The sequence below is a fragment of the Kutzneria kofuensis genome (assembly GCF_014203355.1).
GTDB lineage: Bacteria > Actinomycetota > Actinomycetes > Mycobacteriales > Pseudonocardiaceae > Kutzneria > Kutzneria kofuensis.
This window is the reverse complement of record NZ_JACHIR010000001.1, coordinates 6,511,316-6,530,129: the sequence shown is the minus strand read 5'-3', so window position 1 is coordinate 6,530,129 and position 18,814 is coordinate 6,511,316. Positions and strand designations below refer to the sequence as shown.

Here is an 18,814-nt window from a genome sequence, read left to right as displayed (position 1 = left end):
TGAGTTCGATCAACGCCGACGCGGTCGCCGCGTTGCGCTCGGAGACGATCGACTGGCGGTTCAAGGGCATGCCGGCGTCGGCCCACGGCTCGACGCTCGGCGAGTTGGTCGGGGCCGACCTGTTCGAGGGCGGCTTCGTCGGCCCGCTGGTGGTGCTGGACGAGCCGGCGCTGGAGCACAACATCCGCGTGATGGCCCAGTGGTGCGACTCGGTCGGGTTGGCGCTGGCCCCGCACGGCAAGACGACCATGGCCCCGCAGCTGTTCCAGCGCCAGTTCGAGCACGGCGCGTGGGGCCTGACCACGGCGAACATCAGCCAGCTGCGGGTGTACCGGGCGTTCGGCGTGTCCCGGATCCTGATGGCCAACCAGCTCGTCGACCCGTTCGCGCTGCGCTGGCTGGCCGACGAGCTGGACCGGGATCCGTCGTTCGAGTTCACCTGCTGGGTCGACTCCGTCGAGGGCGTGGCCCGGATGACCGAGACGTTGACACGGCCGGTGGACGTGCTGCTGGAACTCGGCGGACCGGCCGGGCGGACCGGCGTGCGGTCGCTGGAGGACGCCGTCGAGATCGCCGAGGCGGTGCGCAAGAGCCCGGTGCTGCGGCTGGTCGGGGCCGGCGGCTACGAGGGAGCCTTGGCGCACGGCACCGAGGACGAGGAACTCGCCAAGATCGACACGTACATGTCCCGGCTGCGCGAGCTGATCACCCGGCTCGCCGCCGACGGGCATTTCGACGGCGTCGAGCAGGTGATCGCGACCGCCGGCGGCAGCGCCTACTTCGACCAGGTCGCCGAGGGGTTGACCAAGCCGTGGCCGGACGGGCTGCCGGTGTTGGGCGTGCTGCGCAGCGGCTCGTACCTGATCCACGACGACGGCCTGTACCGGCGGATGTCGCCGTTCTCCCGCAAGCACCGGCTCCCCGGCGGCGAGCCGTTCCGGCCGGCGATGCACGCCTGGTCCCAGGTCACCTCGCACCCGGAGCCGGGGCTGGCGCTGCTCACCATGGGTCGGCGAGACGTTTCGTACGACCAGGAACTGCCGGAGCCGCAACAGGTTCGGCACCTCGACGGGTCCACCGAGGACCTTCACGGCGCGTCGATCAGCGCGTTGAACGACCAGCACGCGTACCTGCGGCTGGGCTCCCAACAGGTCGAGGTCGGCGAGTGGGTGCGGTGCGGGCTCTCTCATCCGTGCACGGTGTTCGACAAGTGGCAGCTGCTGCCGGTGGTCGACGGCACGCGGGTGGTCGACCTGGTCAGGACGTTCTTCTGATGGACATCGTGTTCCGTGGGGCCACGGTCGTCGACGGAACGGGCGCGCCCGGGCGGGTCGCGGACGTGGGCGTCGCCGACGGGCGGATCGCGGAGATCGGGACCGGGCTGACCGGCGGGCGGGTGATCGACGCCACGGGTCTGGTGCTGTGCCCCGGGTTCATCGACATGCACTCGCACTCGGACCTGCAGGTGCTGGCCAATCCGGATCACCTGGCCAAGGTGTCGCAGGGCGTCACGTGCGAAGTCCTCGGCCAGGACGGGCTTTCCTACGCTCCGGTCAACGACGAGGTGCTGGCGACGCTGCGCAAGCAGCTGGCCGGCTGGAACGACGACCCGCCCGGGTTCGACTGGAACTGGCGCTCCGTCGGCGAGTACCTGGACCGGCTGGACCAGGGCATCGCCGTGAACGCGGCCTACCTGGTGCCGCAGGGAACCGTGCGGATGCTGCACGTCGGCTGGGACGACCGGCCGGCCACCGAGTCCGAGATGGACGCGATGAGGTCCACAGTGGACGATGCGTTGTCCGAGGGCGCGTTCGGGCTGTCATCGGGTCTCACCTACACGCCCGGGATGTACGCCGACACCGGGGAACTGGTCGAGCTGTGCCGGGTCGTCGGCGCGCGCGGCGGCTACTACAGCCCGCATCACCGCAGCTACGGAGCCGGCGCGCTGGAGGCGTACGCGGAGATGGTCGACGTGTCGCGGCGCTCCGGCTGCCCGCTGCACCTCGCGCACGCCACCATGAACTTCCCGGTGAACGAGGGTCGTGCCGGCGAGTTGCTGACACTGCTGGACGAGGCGATCGAGGCCGGCGCGGACGTCACGCTGGACACGTATCCGTACCTGCCGGGCGCGACCTACCTGTCGGCGCTGCTGCCGAGCTGGGTGAGCGCGGGCGGGCCGGACGCGGCCATGGCACGATTGTCCGATGTGGACACGCGGGAGCGGATCCGGGCCGAGATGGAACAGACCGGCTCGGACGGCAACCACGGCGTGCCGATCGACTGGCGCTCCATCGAGATCAACGGCGTGCGGGGCGGGCACAACGCGCACCTGGTCGGCCGCAGCGTCGCCGAATCCGCTGCGGCGCTGGGCGTTCCGCCGGCCGAGCTGTACTTCGACGTGCTGGTCGACGAGCGGCTGGGCACCTCGTGCCTGATGCACGTGGGCCACGAGGACAACGTGCGCGCGATCATGCGGCACCGCACGCACACCGGCGGCAGCGACGGCCTGCTCGTCGGCGACCGGCCGCACCCGAGGGCGTGGGGCACCTTCCCCCGCTACCTCGGCCGGTACGTGCGTGAGCTGGGGGTACTGGGGATGGAGGAGTGCGTGGCGCACCTGACCGGACGTCCGGCGCGCCGCCTGGGGTTGACCGACCGGGGACTGGTCCGCGAAGGGTTCGCGGCCGACCTCGTGCTGTTCGACCCCGAACGGGTCGCCGACACGGCCACCTTCGACCAGCCGCGGCAGCGCGCCCAGGGGCTGCCGTACGTGCTGGTCAACGGGGTGCCCGTGATCGACGACGACCGGCCCACCGGCGCCGCGCCCGGGGGTTCCCTGCGGAGAGGATCACGATGACCTGGCTGCAACACTCGACCGGCGGGCTCCTGCTGCTCGCCGCCGTCGGCATCGCCGTGCTGCTGTTGTTGATCATCCGGTTCAAGACCGAGCCGTTCATCGCGCTCGTGGTCGCCGGCCTGCTGGTGGCGCTGGGCGCCGGGCTGCCGGTGTCGGCCATCGTCGGATCGGCCCAGTCCAGCTCGAAGTCGTTGCTGGAGACCGGATTCGGCGGCATCCTCGGGCACGTCGCGCTGATCATCGGCCTGGGCACGCTGCTCGGCTCCATCCTGGAGGCCTCCGGCGGCGCCGAGGTGCTCACCGGCAGCCTGCTGCGCGCGTTCGGCGACAAGCGGGCGCCGCTGGCGATGGGCCTGTCCGGCCTGGTCTTCGGCATCCCGGTGTTCTTCGACATCGGCATCTTCGTGCTGGCGCCGCTGGTGTACGTGGCGGCCAAGCGCGGCGGCCGGTCCATCGTGCTGTACGCGCTGCCGCTGATCGCCGGCCTGTCCATCACGCACGCGTTCCTGCCGCCGCACCCCGGCCCGGTCGCCATCGCCGGCCTGCTGCACATCGACCTGGGCTGGATGATCCTGATGGGCCTGGCCTGCGGCATCCCCGCCTGGTTCGTCGGCGGCATCCTGTTCTCCACGTGGATCGGCAAGCGGATCAACCTGCCGGTGCCCGAGGAGATGCTGGCCGCCGCGCAGAAGGCGGCCGAGGACAGCGGCAACCGCGACCGCACGCCGCCGTCGCTGGGCCTGGTCGGCGCCATCATCGGCATCCCGCTGGTGCTCATCCTGTGCGGCACCTTCGGCAGCATCCTGCTGCCCAAGGACTCGGTGGCGCTGAACATCTTCGCCTTCCTCGGCACGCCCGGCATCGCCCTGACCATCGCCGTGCTGCTGGCGTTCTGGCTGCTCGGCTACCGGCGCGGCATGACCAAGGCGCAGGCCGCGGAGCTGTCCGCCGCCTCGCTGCGGCCGGTCGCGATGATCCTGCTCGTCGTCGGCGCGGGTGGCTTCTTCGGCGCGATCCTGTCCGCGACCGGCGTCGGCACGGCGTTGGCCGGGTCGCTGCGGGCGGCCGGGCTGCCGGTGATCGTGCTCGTGTACGTGATCAGCTGCGGCCTGCGGCTGGCCCAGGGCTCGGCGACGGTCGCCATCGTCACCACCGGCGGCATCATCGCGCCGCTGCTGCCCGAGCTGCACTACTCGCAGCCGCACACCGCCCTGATCGCGATGTCCATCGCCGCCGGCTCGATCATCGCCTCGCACGTCAACGACGGCGGGTTCTGGATCGTGTCCCGGTACTTCGGCATCCCGGTCAAGGAGACCCTGGCCAGCTGGACCGTGCTGGAGACGGTGCTGTCACTGGTCGGCTTCGGGATGGCCGCGCTGATCAGCGTGTTCGTCTAGGACGGCCTCGACGTGGCGCCGGGCATCGGGATTCCCGCTCGATGCCCGGCGCGTTCGTCCAGGAACCGCTCCACCCGCCGCCAGGCGTCGGCGGACTCCTGGTCGAACCCGTCGACGCCGGCGTCGAAGAACCCGTGCGGCGCACCGGGATAGGTCACGATCTCGTGCTCCACCCCGGCGGCCGTCAGGGCCTGGTCGAACCCGTCGACCAACTCCGGCGGGATGCCCTCGTCGGCGCCGCCGAAGATGGCCAGGATCGGGGCGGTGAAGGTGTGCGCCAGCTGCGTCGGGCCGGGGGCGTCCCGGATCGGCTGCACGGCGCCGTAGAAACCGATCGCCCCGGAGAGGCCGAATCGCTCGGCCGCGGTCTGGAACGCGAATCGGCCGCCGAGACAGAATCCCAACGACACGACGTTTGCTCCAAGCTTCGCTATGGCCGCGTCGAAATCGGCGAACAGCGTGTCCCGGCGCAGTTCGCCGAGCCGTTGCATCAGCGGTGCGTCGGGCGCGGAGCGGGCGAAGTAGTCGATGGCGATGGTGGCATGGCCGCGTTGGGCCAGCCTGACGGCCAGCTGCTCGTAGAACCCGCGCAGGCCGAGATTGTCCGGCAACAGCAGCACGGCCGGCCCGGTGCGCTGCTCGGGAATGGCGTGGAAAGCGCTCACCGCCGCGCCATCCGCGGATCTGATCGGCTCCCGCGAGACGGTCACGGGGATTTCCAGGAGATCGGGGATGGGCGGCTCGGCATCGGGTTCGTAACACACGGCCCGAATGCTAGACCACGTTTTATCCAGTATAGCAGAATGGAATTCTTTTCTCGACCGCCGTTCGGCTGAACCGACCAGGCTTCCGCTGCGTTAACTGTCCTATATGAGCGGGCTGCACGACGTCAGGGTGCTGGCCAGGGCCGGCATGATCAGTCCGGCGCACGCGGTGCGCAGCAGGCGGGCGCTGTCCGACGTGCGGCACTGGGGCGCGGTCGTCGGCGCGGCCAAGCTCGCCGCGCGACGGCGGCCGGAGGTCGCCGGCATCGTCGACGACCGCGGCGAGGTCACCTTCGCCGAGCTGGAGCAGCGGTCCAGCGCGCTGGCGAAGTCCTTGCGGGCCAAGGAGATCGGGTCGGAAAGCGTGGTCGCCGTGCTGTGCCGGGACCACCGCGGTCCGATCGAGACGATCCTGGCGTGCGGAAAGCTCGGCGTCACCACGATCCTGCTCGGCACCGGCCTGGCCGCGCCGCAGCTGGCCGCGCTGATCCGCCGCGAACGCGTGACCGTGCTGGTGTACGACCAGGAGTTCACCGAAGTGCTGCAGGAGCTGGATCCCGCGGTGAAACGGTTCGTGGCGTGGCGGGACGAGCCCGGCGCGGGCGTGCCGACGCTGGACGAGCTCATCGCCGACGCCCCGAAGGGTCGGCTGCGGCGGCCCCGTGACGTGTCCAAAGTGGTCCTGCTGACCAGCGGCACCACCGGCGCGCCCAAGGCCGCGCCGCGCAAGATCCGCTCCGGGCTGGCCGCCGCCGACTTCCTCGACCGGATCCCGTTGCGGGCCGGCGAATCCACGTTCATCGCCGCCCCGATCTTCCACGGCATCGGCTTCCTGCACGTGGTGCTGGCGCTCGGCCTCGGCTCGACCATGGTGGTGCGGCGGCGGTTCGACGCGCGGCAGACCATGGCCGCCGTCGACCGCTACCGGTGCAGCACGCTCGTGGTCGTGCCGACGATGCTGCAGCGGATCATGGAGCTCGGCGAGCGTGAGCTGTCCGGCTACGACCTGGCCGCGCTGCGGGTGCTGTTCTGCTCCGGCTCCGCGCTCGCGCCGTCGCTGGCCACGCTGACCATGGAGCGGCTCGGCGACGTGCTCTACAACTTCTACGGCACCACCGAGGTCGCCGTCGCCACCGTCGCCACGCCCGAGGACCTGCGGGCCGCGCCCGGCACCGTCGGCCTCAGCCCGCGCAACAGCACGGTCCGGCTCTACGACGTGGACAACCGCGAGATCACCGGGGCCGGCAAGGTCGGGCGGATCCTCGTCGGCAGCTCCCTGCGGTCCACCGGCCGAACCGTCCGCGACGAGGTGGACGGGCTCGTCGACACCGGCGACCTCGGGCACTTCGACGAGGCCGGCCGGCTGTTCATCGACGGCCGCGAGGACGACATGATCATCTCCGGCGGGGAGAACGTCTTCCCCGCCGAGGTGGAGAACCTGCTGATGACCCACTACCAGGTCCGCGACGCCGCCGTCATCGGCGTCGCCGACCACCAGTTCGGGCAGCGACTCCGGGCCTTCGTCGTGCCGACGCCCGGCGCCAACCTCGACCCCACCGAGCTGCGGGAGTTCGTCCGGGTCAGCCTCGCCCGGCACAAGGTCCCCCGCGACGTGGTGATCGTGCCCCGGCTCCCCCGCACCGCCACCGGCAAGGTCATCCGCAACCGCCTCGAATCAACCCCCTGACCGCTGTGAAAGGACCATTCCTGACGTTGGACGTCAGGAATGGTCCTTTCCGAACACCAAGGGCTTGACAAACGGGCTAGACGGGGGCCTTGACGAGGACCTGGCCCTGGTCGTTGACCACCGACACCGAGGCCACGTCGTTGATCGACATCAGCGCCGTGCCGTCCAGGGTGATGGCCTTGCCGGGCGTGGCGTTGGCGCCGACCAGCCAGCCGCCGAACTGCTCCTGCCGGCCCTCCTTGGAGGTGACCATCAGCTTGCAGCGCTGGCCGGGGGCGATGTCGCTGGCCTGCACCTGCAGCTTGACCCAGCCATTGGCCGGGATCACGGTCGCGGCCAGGTGCGCCCCGGTGACCGGGTCGACGTTGGCCGCGTGCTTCGTGCCCGACGGCAGCGGGCTGGCGGTCGGCGCGGCCACACCGCCGGTGTTGCCGGGAGCGGTCTGGTTGCCGACGAACACGCCGGCGCCGACGCTGAGCGCCACCACCGCGACCAGGCCGGCGGCGGCCAGCGAGCCGCCCCACACACGCTGGCGGGACGAGATGCCGCGCACCTCACGCAGCGTCCGCTGCAGCAGCAGGTCGCCGCCCTCGGGCGGACCGTCGAGGAACGCCTCCGGCGGCACCTCGCCGAGTTCGTCGTGCAGCAGCCGCAACTCGTCCAGCTCGCGGCGGCACACCGGGCAGGTCTCCAGATGCGTCTCGGTCGCGGTGATCTCCTCGGGCGAGAGGACACCCAGGACATACGCGCCGACGAGCGCCTTGTCGTGCTCGGGAGCGGTCATCGGGTCACCTCCGCCGGCTGCTCGGCCATCGCCGTGCGCAGTGCTTTCAACGCGTAGTGCGATCTGGATTTCACGGTGCCCGGCGGCAGGCCCAGCGTCGACGCCGCCTCCGTCACCGACTTACCACGGTAGTAGATCTCGACGAGCACGTCCCGGTGCTCGGCCGAAAGGGTGTTCAACGCCGAGAGCACGGCCATGGAGTCGACGACCGACTGGGCGTGGTCGCGCTGGATCGGCGGCGCCGTCGGGGTCTCGGCGACCTCCGTCGGGCGGACCGCGCGGGCCCGCGCCCGGTCGGTGATGATGTTGCGGGCCACGGTGAGCAGCCAGCCGCGCACCGAGCCCTTCTGGTTGACCATGTCGTCGGCGTGCTTCCACGCCCGCACCAGGGTTTCCTGCACGACGTCCTCGGCGGCGGCCCGGTCGCCGGTCAGTCGCGTCGCGTAGGCGAGCAGACTCCGACCGTGTTCCTCGTACAGGGATCGGATCAGCGCCTCGTCGCCGGCTTGCCTCCCTCCCCTGCGCGACCAGCGTTCTGCGATCCCCACCCGCGTACCTCCACGTTGCTGCCGTCGATTCGCGGTATTGGGTACCAGATCGATCGGACCGGCGACAGTTCGGGTCGGGCCGGTGAACCACCCTGGCGTCGACGAGACTGCGAGCAGCTGCATCTCATTGCACTTTCGGACAGAGCTGGTGGGTGGTCTCAGTAGCCGTAACCGCCGGCACCTGGGTCGATGCTGGTGGTCGGGGACTGCTGTTTCGTACTACTGGTCGGCTGGGTCCCGCCGGCGCCGGTCACCGGGGCGCCGGCGGCCTTCTTGCCCTGCGGCGTGATCGCGTACCACTTCTGCATCACGCCCTGGCCCTTCGCGTCGCCGGGCGCGGCGTCCTTGGCGTAGCGGTACACCGCCCAGCCGTTGATGGTCAGCTGCTTGGTGCCGTCGGCGCGCAGGATGACGCCGACCAGCGACTGGTCGATGCCGTCCAGCGTCGCCGTGCTGGACGTGGCCAGCGCCGGCGGCCAGTCCTTGGCGCACTTGTCGTTGCAGTGGGAGGCCGGCGGGTTCGAGGAGTCCCCTTCGAACCGGTACAGCGTCATGCCGGCGGCGTCCGTGACGACCTGGCCCAGCTGGCCGACCGTGGTGGCGGTCAGCTTCACCTGGTTCGGGTCGGTCTGCTGCTGGGTCGTCGGCTGGGCGGGCGGGCCGCCGGCCGACTGCGTCGCGTTGCCACCGCAGGCGACGACCGTGGCCAGACCGAATGCCGCCGACGTTGCCAGCACGAGAACGCGGGTCCGGTTCATGGCGGGTGCTCCTTCGGTCGACGTGGACACCCCAGAACACGGCAGCGATGTCTGACTGGTTCAGGTAACGGGGGAACTTTTTTCGCCGACCCCCTACGGTGCACCCCGTGACGAGGCCGAACCTGCTCCCGATCGCCGCGCTCCTGCTGGCCACCGCCGGGGCCGCCGCCGACGGTGGCCAGCAGAGCGAACTGGTCGTCTACGCCGGCGGCCGGCTGGGGGCCGGCGCCACGTGGCTGGACGCCCTGCTGGTGCTGGTCGCCGTCGTCGGCGCCACCGGAGCCGGCCTCGGATTCGGCCACCGCTGGCCGGATCTGCTCGTGGTGACCGCTCCCGTGGACATCGCCCTGCTCGTCGCCGCCCTCGACCCGCCCGCCGGCCTGCGGCTGCCGCTGGTGGTCGTGGCCACCGCGGTACGGATCCTGACCCTGCTGGCGGTGCTGGCCGGGGCGCAGGACGTGGGGCTGCCCGCGCTGGCCGGGTTCGCCGTCGGCGGCTACGTGGTCGGCGGGTACTTACCCGGCGCGCACTGGCTCCTCGCCGTCGGCGCGGTGGGCGGGTTGTTGGCGGCGACCGTGCGTCGGCCGGTGAGCGGACGCCCGAAGCCCAGTCCGCAGCCCCGCACGACCGATCATCCGAAACCCGGCGCGACCGACCGCCCGCAGCCCGGTGGGAAACCCCGCCTCGTCGCCGCGCTTCCGGCCGCTCGGCCCGTTCGCTCCATTGTGGAGCTTCGTCCGCTGGTGATCGGCACCCTGGCCTCGCTCCTGGCGCTGCTCCCCCTTCTCCTGCAAGGCATCTCACCCCAGGAAACCCTGGGCCTCATCGGCTTCGCGTTCGCGGCGGCCGCCGTGATCCTGGGCAGCCTGCTCGGCTGGCGGTCGCTGGCGTGGTTGGCGGCCGCCGCATGTGTGGTGCTGGGCATCGGCCTGCCGCTCGGCGGCGGCGTCGCTTGGCCGTTCGCGGCAGTCGGCGTGGTGGTGGGGTGCGGTCTGTCTCTGTTGCCGTTCCGGGCCTTCATCGCCGCCGCACTGTGCCTGGTTTCGGCCTTCGTGGGCGGTTCGGCACCGGGGCTGGTGTTCGCGGCGCTCGCATGCGTTGCCGCCGCGGCCCTTCCGGCGCTGGTCAAACACTCGTCGACACAGGTCGTGTTCGGACCGTTGCTCGCCGTGGCGGTCACCGCGGGTGCGGAAATCATTCTCTGGTCGACCGTCACGTTTGGCGGCCAGCAGGGTGGGGTACTTTTCGGCGACGGACACGTGACGGTCCCTCTGTTGTGCGCCGCGGCCGTGATCGCCGCGGCGCTGGGAATCGTTGATCGGCGAACGATTAACAGTTAACCCCACCAGACGAAAGTACCTACTTCACGAGTGTTGCTCACACTTAGTTTTGCCTTTCCAGATCTCCCTGCACCTGATCTGAAAAGGACAGTCCATGAGCAACACGCTCTCGCGCGTCGCCATCGCGCTCGCCGTCGCCGGCACGGTCGGCGCCATGGTCGCCCCGATGGCCACCGCCGCCCCGGCCCACCCCCTGCACCGGGTCTACGGCGCGCTGCCGTCCCAGCACCGGGCCGCCCACCACGACGCCCTCGCCGTGCGGGCCACTCCGCTCGCGCCGACCAGCGCCTCACTCGCCCAGTACACCGTCACTCCCGGCGACCAGGGCCAGGTCGGCTCCTGCGTGTCGTGGGCGATCGACTACACGGCGATGAGCATCCTGGAGAACGAGCAGGGCATCAGCGGCCACCCGCAGGCCCCGATGTACACCTACGCGCAGCTCGCCCGCGGCAACGACCAGGGCAGCACGCCCTCGGACACGTTCGACATCCTGACCTCGCAGGGCGTCGACACGATGGACCACTACTGGCAGGGCAACTACGACTACACCACCCAGCCCGACTCCAGCGAGCGCGCCAACGCCGCGAACTGGAAGCTGTCCGGCTACACGCCGATCAGCACCGGCAGCGGCATCAAGGCCGGCGTGCAGCAGGCCATCTCGCAGGGCCTGCCGGTGGCGATCTCCATCCCCGTGTACGAGAGCTTCGAGCGGATCTCCCGCCAGCAGGCGACCGACTACAGCTACTACCCGGTCCAGGGCGACCAGTACCTGGGCGGGCACGAGATCACCATCATCGGCTACGACAGCAACGGCGTCCGCGTGCAGAACTCGTGGGGCACCAACTGGGGCGACGGCGGTTTCATCAACCTGTCCTGGAACTACCTCTCGCGGCAGGTCGAGGAGGCCAACGCGGTCGGCAAGCTGGTTCAGTGAGTGACTGAAGGAATCGGGGCCCCGGTTTCGCCGGGGCCCCGATTCATGCTCAGTTCTTCAGCACGTCCCGCAGGAATTCCGCGGTGTAGCTGTTCTCCACCTCGGCGATGTCCTCCGGCGTGCCCTCGGCGATCACCGTGCCGCCGCCGGAGCCGCCCTCCGGGCCCATGTCGATGATCCAGTCCGACGTCTTGATCACGTCGAAGTTGTGCTCGATCACGATCACCGTGTTGCCCTTGTCGACCAGGCCCGAGATGACGCCCAGCAGCTTGCGGATGTCCTCGAAGTGCAGGCCGGTGGTCGGCTCGTCGAGGATGTACACCGTCTTGCCGGTGGAGCGCTTCTGCAGCTCGCTGGCCAGCTTCACGCGCTGCGCCTCGCCGCCGGACAGCGTCGGCGCCGGCTGCCCCAGCCGCACGTAGCCGAGGCCGACGTCGACCAGCGTCTTGAGGTGGCGGTGGATCGCGGTGATCGGCTCGAAGAACTCGGCCGCCTCCTCGATCGGCATGTCCAGCACCTCGGCGATGGTCTTGCCCTTGTAGTGCACCTCCAGGGTCTCCCGGTTGTACCGGGCCCCCTTGCACACCTCGCACGGCACGTAGACGTCCGGCAGGAAGTTCATCTCGATCTTGATCGTGCCGTCGCCGGCGCACGCCTCGCAGCGGCCGCCCTTGACGTTGAAGGAGAACCGGCCCGGCTGGTAGCCGCGCACCTTCGCCTCGGTGGTGGAGGCGAACAGCTTGCGGATGTTGTCGAACACGCCGGTGTAGGTCGCCGGGTTGGACCGCGGGGTGCGGCCGATCGGCGACTGGTCCACCTGAACCAGCTTGTCCACCTGGTCCAGGCCCTTGATCCGGGTGTGCCGGCCCGGCACCTGGCGGGCGCCGTTGAGCTTGTTCGCCAGCACCGTGGCCAGGATGTCGTTGACCAGAGTGGACTTTCCGGAGCCGGAGACACCCGTCACCGAGACCAGGCAGCCCAGCGGGAACGACACGTCGATGCCGCGCAGGTTGTGCTCGCGGGCGCCGACCACGGTCAGCTGCCGCTTCTTGTCCACCGGGCGGCGGATCGCCGGCGTGGCGATCTCCTTGCGGCCGGCCAGGTACGCGCCCGTCATGGACTGCTTGTTGGACAGCAACTGCTTGTACGTGCCGCTGTGCACCACCTGGCCGCCGTGCTCGCCCGCGCCCGGGCCGATGTCCACGACCCAGTCGGCGGCGCGGATCGTGTCCTCGTCGTGCTCGACGACGATCAGCGTGTTGCCCAGGTCCCGCAGCCGGGTCAGGGTCTCGATCAGCCGGTGGTTGTCCCGCTGGTGCAGGCCGATCGACGGCTCGTCCAGCACGTAGAGCACGCCGACCAGGCCCGAGCCGATCTGCGTGGCCAGCCGGATGCGCTGCGCCTCGCCGCCGGACAGCGTGCCCGCGGCCCGGTCCAGCGACAGGTAGTCCAGGCCGACGTCGAGCAGGAAGCGCAGCCGGGCCTGCACCTCCTTGAGCACCGCGCCGGCGATCATCTTCTCGCGCTTGCCCAGCGTCAGGCCGTCCAGGAACTTCGAGCACTCGGCGACGCTGAGCGCGCACACCTCGGCGATGGAGCGGTCGCCCTGCGTCTTGTGGGAGAGCGTGACGGCGAGGATCTCCGGCTTGAGGCGCGTGCCCTGGCAGGCGGGGCAGGGCACCTCCCGCATGTAGCCCTCGTACTTCTCCCGCATGAACTCCGACTCGGTCTGCTCCTGACGGCGCTCCAGGAACGGGATGACGCCCTCGAAGTTCGCGTAGTAGGAACGCTCACGTCCGTAGCGGTTGCGGTAGCGGACGTGCACCTGCTCGTCGATGCCGTGCAGCACGGCCTTCTGCACCTTGGCCGGCAGCTGCCGCCACGGCGTGTCCATGCGGAAGCCGATGGTGGTGGACAGCGACTCCAGCAGGCGGATGAAGTAGTCCGCGGACTGGCCGCCCTGCCACGGCGCGATCGCGCCCTCGCCCAGCGACAGCTCGTCGTCCGGGACGACCAGCTCCGGGTCGACCTCCTTGCGGGTGCCGATACCCGTGCAGACCTGGCAGGCGCCGTACGGGGAGTTGAACGAGAAGGAGCGGGGCTCCAGGTCCTCGATCGCCAGCGGGTGCGCGTTCGGGCAGGCCAGGCGCTCGGAGAAGCGGCGCTCGCGCTGCGGGTCGTCCTCAGGGAGGTCGACGAAGTCCAGCACCACCAGGCCGTCGGCGAGGCGCAGCGCGGTTTCGACGGAGTCGGTGAGGCGCTGCTTGGACGACGGCTTCACGGTGAGCCGGTCGATCACCACGGAGATGTGGTGCTTCTCCTGCTTCTTCAGCTTCGGCGGCTCGTCCGACAGCAGGTGCACCGCGCCGTCGACGAGGGCGCGGGCGTAGCCCTGGGACTGCAGGTTGGAGAACAGGTCGACGAACTCGCCCTTGCGGCCGCGCACGATCGGGGCCAGCACCTGGAACTTGGTGTTGGCCGGCATGGCCAGCACCTGGTCGACGATCTGCTGCGGGGTCTGCTTGGTGATCGCCTCGCCGCAGACCGGGCAGTGCGGCTTGCCCGCGCGGGCGTAGAGCAGGCGCAGGTAGTCGTAGACCTCGGTGATCGTGCCGACGGTGGACCGCGGGTTGCGGTTGGTGGACTTCTGGTCGATGGAGACCGCGGGCGAGAGGCCCTCGATGAAGTCGACGTCGGGCTTGTCCATCTGGCCGAGGAACTGCCGGGCGTAGGCCGACAGCGACTCGACGTAGCGCCGCTGGCCCTCGGCGAAGATCGTGTCGAAGGCCAGGCTCGACTTGCCCGAGCCGGACAGGCCGGTGAACACGATCATGCTGTCGCGGGGCAGGTCGAGGTCGACGCCGCGCAGGTTGTGCTCCCGGGCGCCGCGGACGACGAGGCGGTCAGCCACTGGTTCCCCTCTTCAGGCAAGGACGGGCGGACGGTAAAGATCGAAAGTGTGGTCGAGCACCCATGTTATGCCGAGGGTCTGACAATTTGCGTCGAGGGGCGAGATCCGCAGGTCCAGGGCACTACCGGTGAGCGATGGGGGGCCGTACGCTGGGTTAGGTATCTGATCACGCCGCGACGTCGGGATGAGCTGATGGTCAGTAATACCTCCGCCACGCACACGTCCGAAACCACCGGGGTCACCGTGCCGCCGCAACGGGTGCAGCAGTCCGAGGCGGTCCGCGAGGCCGCCGCCGGCCTGGCCGCGGTGGAACAGGCGACCGGCAGACTGCTGCAGGTCGTCGCGGCGATGGACGATGCCGCCGCCCGGGGCGCGAGCGCGCTGCCCGGGTGGACGCGGGGACATGTGCTGACCCATCTCGCCCGCAACGCCGACGCCCTCGTCAACCTCCTGACCTGGGCCCGGACCGGCGTCGAGCACCCCATGTACGCCAGCCGGGCCGACCGGGACACCGACATCGACGAGGGCGCGCCGCGGTCGCTGTGGCTGCTCGAGCAGGACATCGTCGCCGCCTGTGGCCGGTTCGCCGCCGCTGCCACCGGTTTGGGTGACAGCGCCTGGCAGGCCGAGGTGGCCATGACCGGCGGCCGGCTGGTCCGGGCCTGCCAGGTGCCGTGGAAGCGGGTCAGCGAGCTCTGGGTGCACATGGTCGACCTGGACATGGGCGTCGACTTCGCCGATGTGCCCGCTGACCTGGCCGAACGCCTCATCGGCGACGCGCTGGGCTACTACCGCCTGGCTGATTCGCGCCCGTCCGTGCACCTGACCGCGGGTGGCCGCAGCTGGGACCTCGCCGGCGACGGTGAGGTGCACAACGTCACCGGCAGTATCGGCGGGGCCCTCGCCTGGGTGACCGGCCGTGGGGCCTCCGGCGTCAGCGGTGACGTGCCCGCGTTGCCCTCCTGGCTGTGAACTCCACCCCATCGTGTGAACGCTCGGCCGCCATGGAGGGACGGTGGCCGAGCGACTAAGTTCGGTGGCGTGGACGTTGTCGAGGAGTACACGGGACATGTCGAGCCCAACGGGCCGGCCGCGCGGCGGACGCTGGACGCCCTGACCATCACCAAGATCTCGGTCGGGCCGATGGACAACAACGCCTATCTGCTGGTGTGCCGGCGTAGCGGCGACGCGCTGCTGATCGACGCCGCCAACGAGCCCGACCGGCTCGCCGACCTGCTCGGCCACGACCCGGAGCGGCCGCGGCTGAAGACCGTCGTCACCACCCACCAGCACCCCGACCACTGGCAGGCCCTCGGGGCCGTCGCCGGGGCCAACGGCGCCAACACCGCCGCCCACCCCCTCGACGCCGAGCCGCTGCCCGTGCCGCCCGACTTCCTCGTCGAGCACGGCGACACCCTCGAGGTCGGCGAGTCCACCCTGGAGATCATCCACCTCCGCGGCCACACCCCCGGCTCCATCGCCGTCCTCTACCGCGACCCCGCCGGCCACCCCCACCTGTTCACCGGCGACTCCCTCTTCCCGGGCGGTGTGGGCAAGACGACCTCGCCTGAGAACTTCACGTCGCTGATCAACGACGTGAAGTCGCGGCTGTTCGACGTGCTGCCGGACGACACGTGGTTCTACCCGGGCCACGGCGACGACTCCACCCTCGGTGAGCAGAAGCCCCACCTCGACGAATGGCGTGCCAGGGGTTGGTAAGCAGGACCCCTAACGGTCCGTCCGTCTGAGCCGATGTTCCGGCTGACCGAGGTCAGCCGGAACATCGGAGGCGTGAGATGTGGCCGTTCACCCGCAAGCGGACCGCGTCGGCCCCAGCCGGCCGGCGGGAAATGTCGGCGACAGTTCAGCGGGTGGTCCTCCAGCCACGGAACTCGATCACCAGCCACGCCGAAGCGCCGAGGTACTCGAACATCAGCCTCGCGCCGGTGCCGTTGCCGGCGACCGGGCACTTGAGAGTGGTCGGTGAATCCCATTACCAGCAGGCACTCCACATCGTCGCGCACGGCCAGGCCGCCGGGAACACAGAGGCGCAGCACATCAAGGTGACTGCGGCGCTCATCCCCGAGCCCGAGAACACCTGGGACCGAAAAGCGGTCCGCGTCGATGTGGTGACCGGCAACCGCACGGTGAAGGTGGGATACCTGCCCCGGGACGTCGCCGCGAGGTACCAGCCGGATCTTCTCGCCTTGCGCAAGCAGGGCAAACTCGGCACCTGCGCGGCCAGGATCGCTGGCGGCGGCGCCAAGCTGTACGGCATCTATCTACTCCTGGGCACACCCGCGGATATCGGCGCGGCGACAGGGACGCTCGATCCCATCGCCAAGGGGACCGCCGGATCGGTGCTCCTTCGCAATGACTGGACGTGCACCGTCACCAAGGAGGAAGACCACCAGCAGGCGCTTTCCCACTATCGCCCGAACAGTCCGACCCGTCCTCGCGAAGTGATTGCCTCACTCGACCTCTGCACGATTCAGGGCGGCAAGTACAAGGGCGAATCCGCGATCGAAGTCCGGCTCGACGGCCAACGAGTCGGACAGCTCACGTACGCGATGACCCAGCGGTACATCGACGTCGTGGCTCCCCTGCTGGACCGCGGCCTACTCGTCACCTGCGAGGCGACGACCCTTCGAAGCGACAAGGGCATACAGGTCGAGTTGCGCCTGCCCCGAGCGGCAAAATAGTGGGTGCGCCGCTTGATCTCAGCCGTGACGCGGCAACTCGGGGCGGTCGACCGGCACGATCGTCAGCAGCTCGTCAAGGCCGACGAAGTCCTTCGGGTTCGTCGTGAACAGCGGCAGACCCTCGGCGATCGCGATCGACGCGATCATCAAATCCGCGAACCGGCCCCGCGGCTTACGTCCGGCTCCGATCACGGCGGCGGCGACGCGGCCGTAGATCCGCGCGGCTTCGGCGTCGAACGGGATCGGATCGAACTCGTTCTCCACCCGTTGGAGAATTTCCAGTCGACGCGCGCGCTCCGCGTGCTCGTCGTACGCGCTCTGCTCGCTGTTGCCACGAACCTCGTGCGGACCGGCAGACAGCTCGGCCAGCGTGATCGCGCTGATCGCCATCTCGTCGGGCAGTTCGCTCGGGTCGATCCACTTGCGCAGGATCACGATGTTCGTGTCAAGCAATCCCTGTGAGTAAGACTCACCGGTCATACGCGCTGTCCACTTCGTGATCGACTGTGGCGTCCTGGTCAGCCCGGAAGGTCTCGATGTCGACGCTGGGCGCGTTGCGCGACATGGCGGCGAACTCCTGCCGAGGGACGAACCTCCGTCGGCGACGCAGCGGGATCAACTCCCCGATCCGGTGGCCGTCGCGGGTGACCGTGAACGACTGCCCGTGCTCGACCGCGTCCATGATCTCCTTGGACCGGCTGCGCAGGTCACGCTGGGTGATCTCGGGTTGGAGCGACATGGCACTGATCGTACGCGGGTGTGCCACACGGTGCTACCCAGTAGCATGTTCACCGCTGCTGTGATTCACTGTTCCCCGGCTGCGTCGGCAAGACGACGTCGCCGGAGAACTTCACGTCGCTGATCAACGATGTGCAGACGCGATTGTTCGACGTGCTGCCGGACGACACGTGGTTCTACCCGGGCCACGGCGACGACTCGACTCTGGGCGAGCAGAAGCCGCACCTCGAAGAATGGCGCTCCCGCGGCTGGTGAGGCGGTTCTCGATGGGGTCGTCCGAGCAATCGGGCGGCCCCATCCGCTTTGTGGAGGTCCGCGATTCACGCGGAAGAAGTCGCGAAAAGCGCCGACTCATGGTGCCCGTTCGGATATATGGTGTCTTGTCAAACGGCGACAACGGCGGCGCGACCTCATGCTGTGCCAGCGTTGGGCCCAGATCCAGTCCCAGGCGCACACCGTGCCGGATGCCGGACTTGCCCAGGTCGTCAACGTGTACCAGCCGGCGCGGCGAGGTTCGAAAGCCGAAATCGTGTGGCTTGCCACGGGGTACCGCCAGGACACCTGGTTTGCGTACGGCTGGCCGCGCGCTGGCGGCATTGTCCTGTTACGCGGCAGCACCGGCTGGGGGCCTGTTGCCGCCGGACACCATGGCAGCCGTCCGGCGTCAGCAGCAGCGTGATGCCCAAGGCGCCCGCCGCTGACTCACACGGCCACGACCTCGACCATGTCTTCCAGGCCCTTGAAGTCGGCTTCGTTGCGCGTGTAGAGCGGCAGCCCCCGGGCGGACGCGATGGCCGCGATCATCAGGTCGATGCGGCGCGGCTTCGGGTCACGTTTCACCTCCAGGGTCAGCGCGACCAAGGTGCCGTACCGCGTCGCGGCCTCGGCATCGAAAGGCAGCGGATCGAACTCGACGATGGCCGCGCCCAGGAGCTCGGTCCTCGCCGCCCGCGTCGCAGCGTCCTTGGCCATCGCGACGCCCTGATGCAGCTCGGCCATCGTGATCGCCGTGATCTCGGGCACTGCCGGCAGCACCGCTGAATCGAGCGTGGCGAGTTCGATGTAGGTGCAGGTGTCCAGCACGCCGGACTCGTGACGCTCAGCCACGACCACGCTCCCACACATCGTCATCACCGACACGGTCCTCAGCGCCGAAGAAGTCGTCCGCCTCCTGCCGCATGCGCGCGTAGTCGACATGTGGCAGCTTCCGGTGCCGCTCGACCAACTCCTCGGCGGTCAGGCGCCGCCTGCGTGCGATGGGACGCAGCTCCGCGACCTCAACGCCATTGCGCGTGACGTGGTACGTCTCGCCCGCCTCCACCGCGTCCATGACGGCAGCGGAGTTGTTGCGAAACTCCCGCTGGGTGATCACCTTCACGCGCACCAGTGTAGCC

At 69.7% G+C, this 18,814-nt stretch carries 18 protein-coding genes and 1 pseudogene; 10 read left to right on the top strand and 9 right to left on the bottom strand.

Annotation, left to right across the window (positions count from 1 at the left end; translation table 11 throughout):
• Positions 1-8 precede the first annotated feature (8 nt).
• From BJ998_RS30275 to BJ998_RS30265, 3 genes are read left to right on the top strand one after another with little or no spacing between them, the layout of a single operon-like run.
• The gene (locus BJ998_RS30275) at positions 9-1,274 is read left to right on the top strand and encodes an amino acid deaminase (RefSeq protein ID WP_312890579.1); all 1,266 of its coding nucleotides are present in this window, start codon (positions 9-11) and stop codon (positions 1,272-1,274) included.
• Positions 1,274-2,857: an N-acyl-D-amino-acid deacylase family protein gene (locus tag BJ998_RS30270; protein ID WP_184866749.1), complete on the top strand. Its 1,584-nt coding sequence runs from the start codon at positions 1,274-1,276 to the stop codon at positions 2,855-2,857. Before BJ998_RS30275 ends, BJ998_RS30270 begins: the two co-directional genes overlap by 1 nt.
• A complete protein-coding gene (locus BJ998_RS30265) occupies positions 2,854-4,254 on the top strand; it encodes a GntP family permease (protein ID WP_184866748.1) in 1,401 nt (466 codons plus the stop codon). Before BJ998_RS30270 ends, BJ998_RS30265 begins: the two co-directional genes overlap by 4 nt.
• On the opposite strand, the gene BJ998_RS30260 is transcribed toward BJ998_RS30265, so the two are convergent.
• The gene (locus tag BJ998_RS30260; RefSeq protein ID WP_184866747.1) at positions 4,251-5,018 is read right to left on the bottom strand and encodes a dienelactone hydrolase family protein; all 768 of its coding nucleotides are present in this window, start codon (positions 5,016-5,018) and stop codon (positions 4,251-4,253) included. The two genes, BJ998_RS30265 and BJ998_RS30260, sit on opposite strands and share 4 nt — an antisense overlap.
• Positions 5,019-5,124: 106 nt before the next feature.
• Here BJ998_RS30260 and BJ998_RS30255 point away from each other — a divergent pair, with 106 nt between their 5' ends.
• Positions 5,125-6,705, top strand: a complete 1,581-nt coding sequence (locus tag BJ998_RS30255) for an AMP-binding protein (protein WP_184866746.1) — start codon at positions 5,125-5,127, stop codon at positions 6,703-6,705.
• A 76-nt stretch (positions 6,706-6,781) separates the two neighbouring features.
• Here the strand turns inward: BJ998_RS30255 and BJ998_RS30250 are convergent, their stop codons facing one another.
• From BJ998_RS30250 to BJ998_RS30240, 3 genes are all read right to left on the bottom strand, one after another.
• Positions 6,782-7,489, bottom strand: coding sequence for an anti-sigma factor family protein (locus BJ998_RS30250; protein WP_184866745.1), 708 nt, complete (start codon positions 7,487-7,489; stop codon positions 6,782-6,784).
• Positions 7,486-8,031: a sigma-70 family RNA polymerase sigma factor gene (locus BJ998_RS30245; protein WP_376776013.1), complete on the bottom strand. Its 546-nt coding sequence runs from the start codon at positions 8,029-8,031 to the stop codon at positions 7,486-7,488. Before BJ998_RS30245 ends, BJ998_RS30250 begins: the two co-directional genes overlap by 4 nt.
• 164 nt (positions 8,032-8,195) lie before the next feature.
• Positions 8,196-8,795, bottom strand: a complete 600-nt coding sequence (locus BJ998_RS30240) for a hypothetical protein (RefSeq protein ID WP_184866743.1) — start codon at positions 8,793-8,795, stop codon at positions 8,196-8,198.
• A gap of 107 nt (positions 8,796-8,902) precedes the next feature.
• Between BJ998_RS30240 and BJ998_RS30235 the strand changes: the two genes are divergently transcribed.
• Entirely contained in the window at positions 8,903-10,135 is a 1,233-nt protein-coding gene (locus BJ998_RS30235; protein WP_184866742.1) for a hypothetical protein, read from the top strand.
• 94 nt (positions 10,136-10,229) lie between these two features.
• On the top strand, positions 10,230-11,069 hold the full coding sequence (locus BJ998_RS30230; protein ID WP_184866741.1) for a C1 family peptidase: 840 nt from the start codon (positions 10,230-10,232) through the stop codon (positions 11,067-11,069).
• 49 nt (positions 11,070-11,118) lie between these two features.
• On the opposite strand, the gene uvrA is transcribed toward BJ998_RS30230, so the two are convergent.
• On the bottom strand, positions 11,119-13,980 hold the full coding sequence (uvrA, locus tag BJ998_RS30225; RefSeq protein ID WP_184866740.1) for an excinuclease ABC subunit UvrA: 2,862 nt from the start codon (positions 13,978-13,980) through the stop codon (positions 11,119-11,121).
• 192 nt (positions 13,981-14,172) lie between these two features.
• On the opposite strand from uvrA, the gene BJ998_RS30220 reads away from it, so the two are divergent.
• The 3 genes from BJ998_RS30220 (at position 14,173) to BJ998_RS30210 (ending at position 16,682) form a co-directional block, all read left to right on the top strand.
• Complete coding sequence (locus BJ998_RS30220) at positions 14,173-14,952, top strand: maleylpyruvate isomerase family mycothiol-dependent enzyme (RefSeq protein WP_184866739.1); 780 nt, start codon at positions 14,173-14,175, stop codon at positions 14,950-14,952.
• A 69-nt stretch (positions 14,953-15,021) separates the two neighbouring features.
• Positions 15,022-15,699: an MBL fold metallo-hydrolase gene (locus BJ998_RS30215; protein WP_184866738.1), complete on the top strand. Its 678-nt coding sequence runs from the start codon at positions 15,022-15,024 to the stop codon at positions 15,697-15,699.
• Positions 15,700-15,776: 77 nt separating this feature from the next.
• Positions 15,777-16,682 carry an HIRAN domain-containing protein gene (locus BJ998_RS30210; RefSeq protein ID WP_184866737.1) on the top strand — a complete coding sequence of 302 codons (906 nt, stop codon included), beginning with the start codon at positions 15,777-15,779 and terminating at the stop codon, positions 16,680-16,682.
• Between the two features lie 18 nt (positions 16,683-16,700).
• On the opposite strand, the gene BJ998_RS30205 is transcribed toward BJ998_RS30210, so the two are convergent.
• Entirely contained in the window at positions 16,701-17,135 is a 435-nt protein-coding gene (locus tag BJ998_RS30205) for a type II toxin-antitoxin system VapC family toxin (RefSeq protein ID WP_246488687.1), read from the bottom strand.
• A gap of 16 nt (positions 17,136-17,151) precedes the next feature.
• Positions 17,152-17,421, bottom strand: coding sequence for a type II toxin-antitoxin system Phd/YefM family antitoxin (locus tag BJ998_RS30200; RefSeq protein ID WP_184866735.1), 270 nt, complete (start codon positions 17,419-17,421; stop codon positions 17,152-17,154).
• Positions 17,422-17,483: 62 nt separating this feature from the next.
• On the opposite strand from BJ998_RS30200, the pseudogene BJ998_RS30195 reads away from it, so the two are divergent.
• Positions 17,484-17,675 (top strand): annotated as a pseudogene (locus BJ998_RS30195) (MBL fold metallo-hydrolase); the annotation flags it as partial.
• Positions 17,676-18,122: 447 nt separating this feature from the next.
• Here the strand turns inward: BJ998_RS30195 and BJ998_RS30190 are convergent.
• Together BJ998_RS30190 and BJ998_RS30185 are read right to left on the bottom strand one after the other, a co-directional pair.
• Positions 18,123-18,527: a type II toxin-antitoxin system VapC family toxin gene (locus BJ998_RS30190; protein ID WP_312890395.1), complete on the bottom strand. Its 405-nt coding sequence runs from the start codon at positions 18,525-18,527 to the stop codon at positions 18,123-18,125.
• Positions 18,520-18,798: a type II toxin-antitoxin system Phd/YefM family antitoxin gene (locus BJ998_RS30185; protein ID WP_184866734.1), complete on the bottom strand. Its 279-nt coding sequence runs from the start codon at positions 18,796-18,798 to the stop codon at positions 18,520-18,522. The genes BJ998_RS30190 and BJ998_RS30185 overlap by 8 nt, the downstream gene beginning before the upstream one ends.
• Positions 18,799-18,814 lie beyond the last annotated feature (16 nt).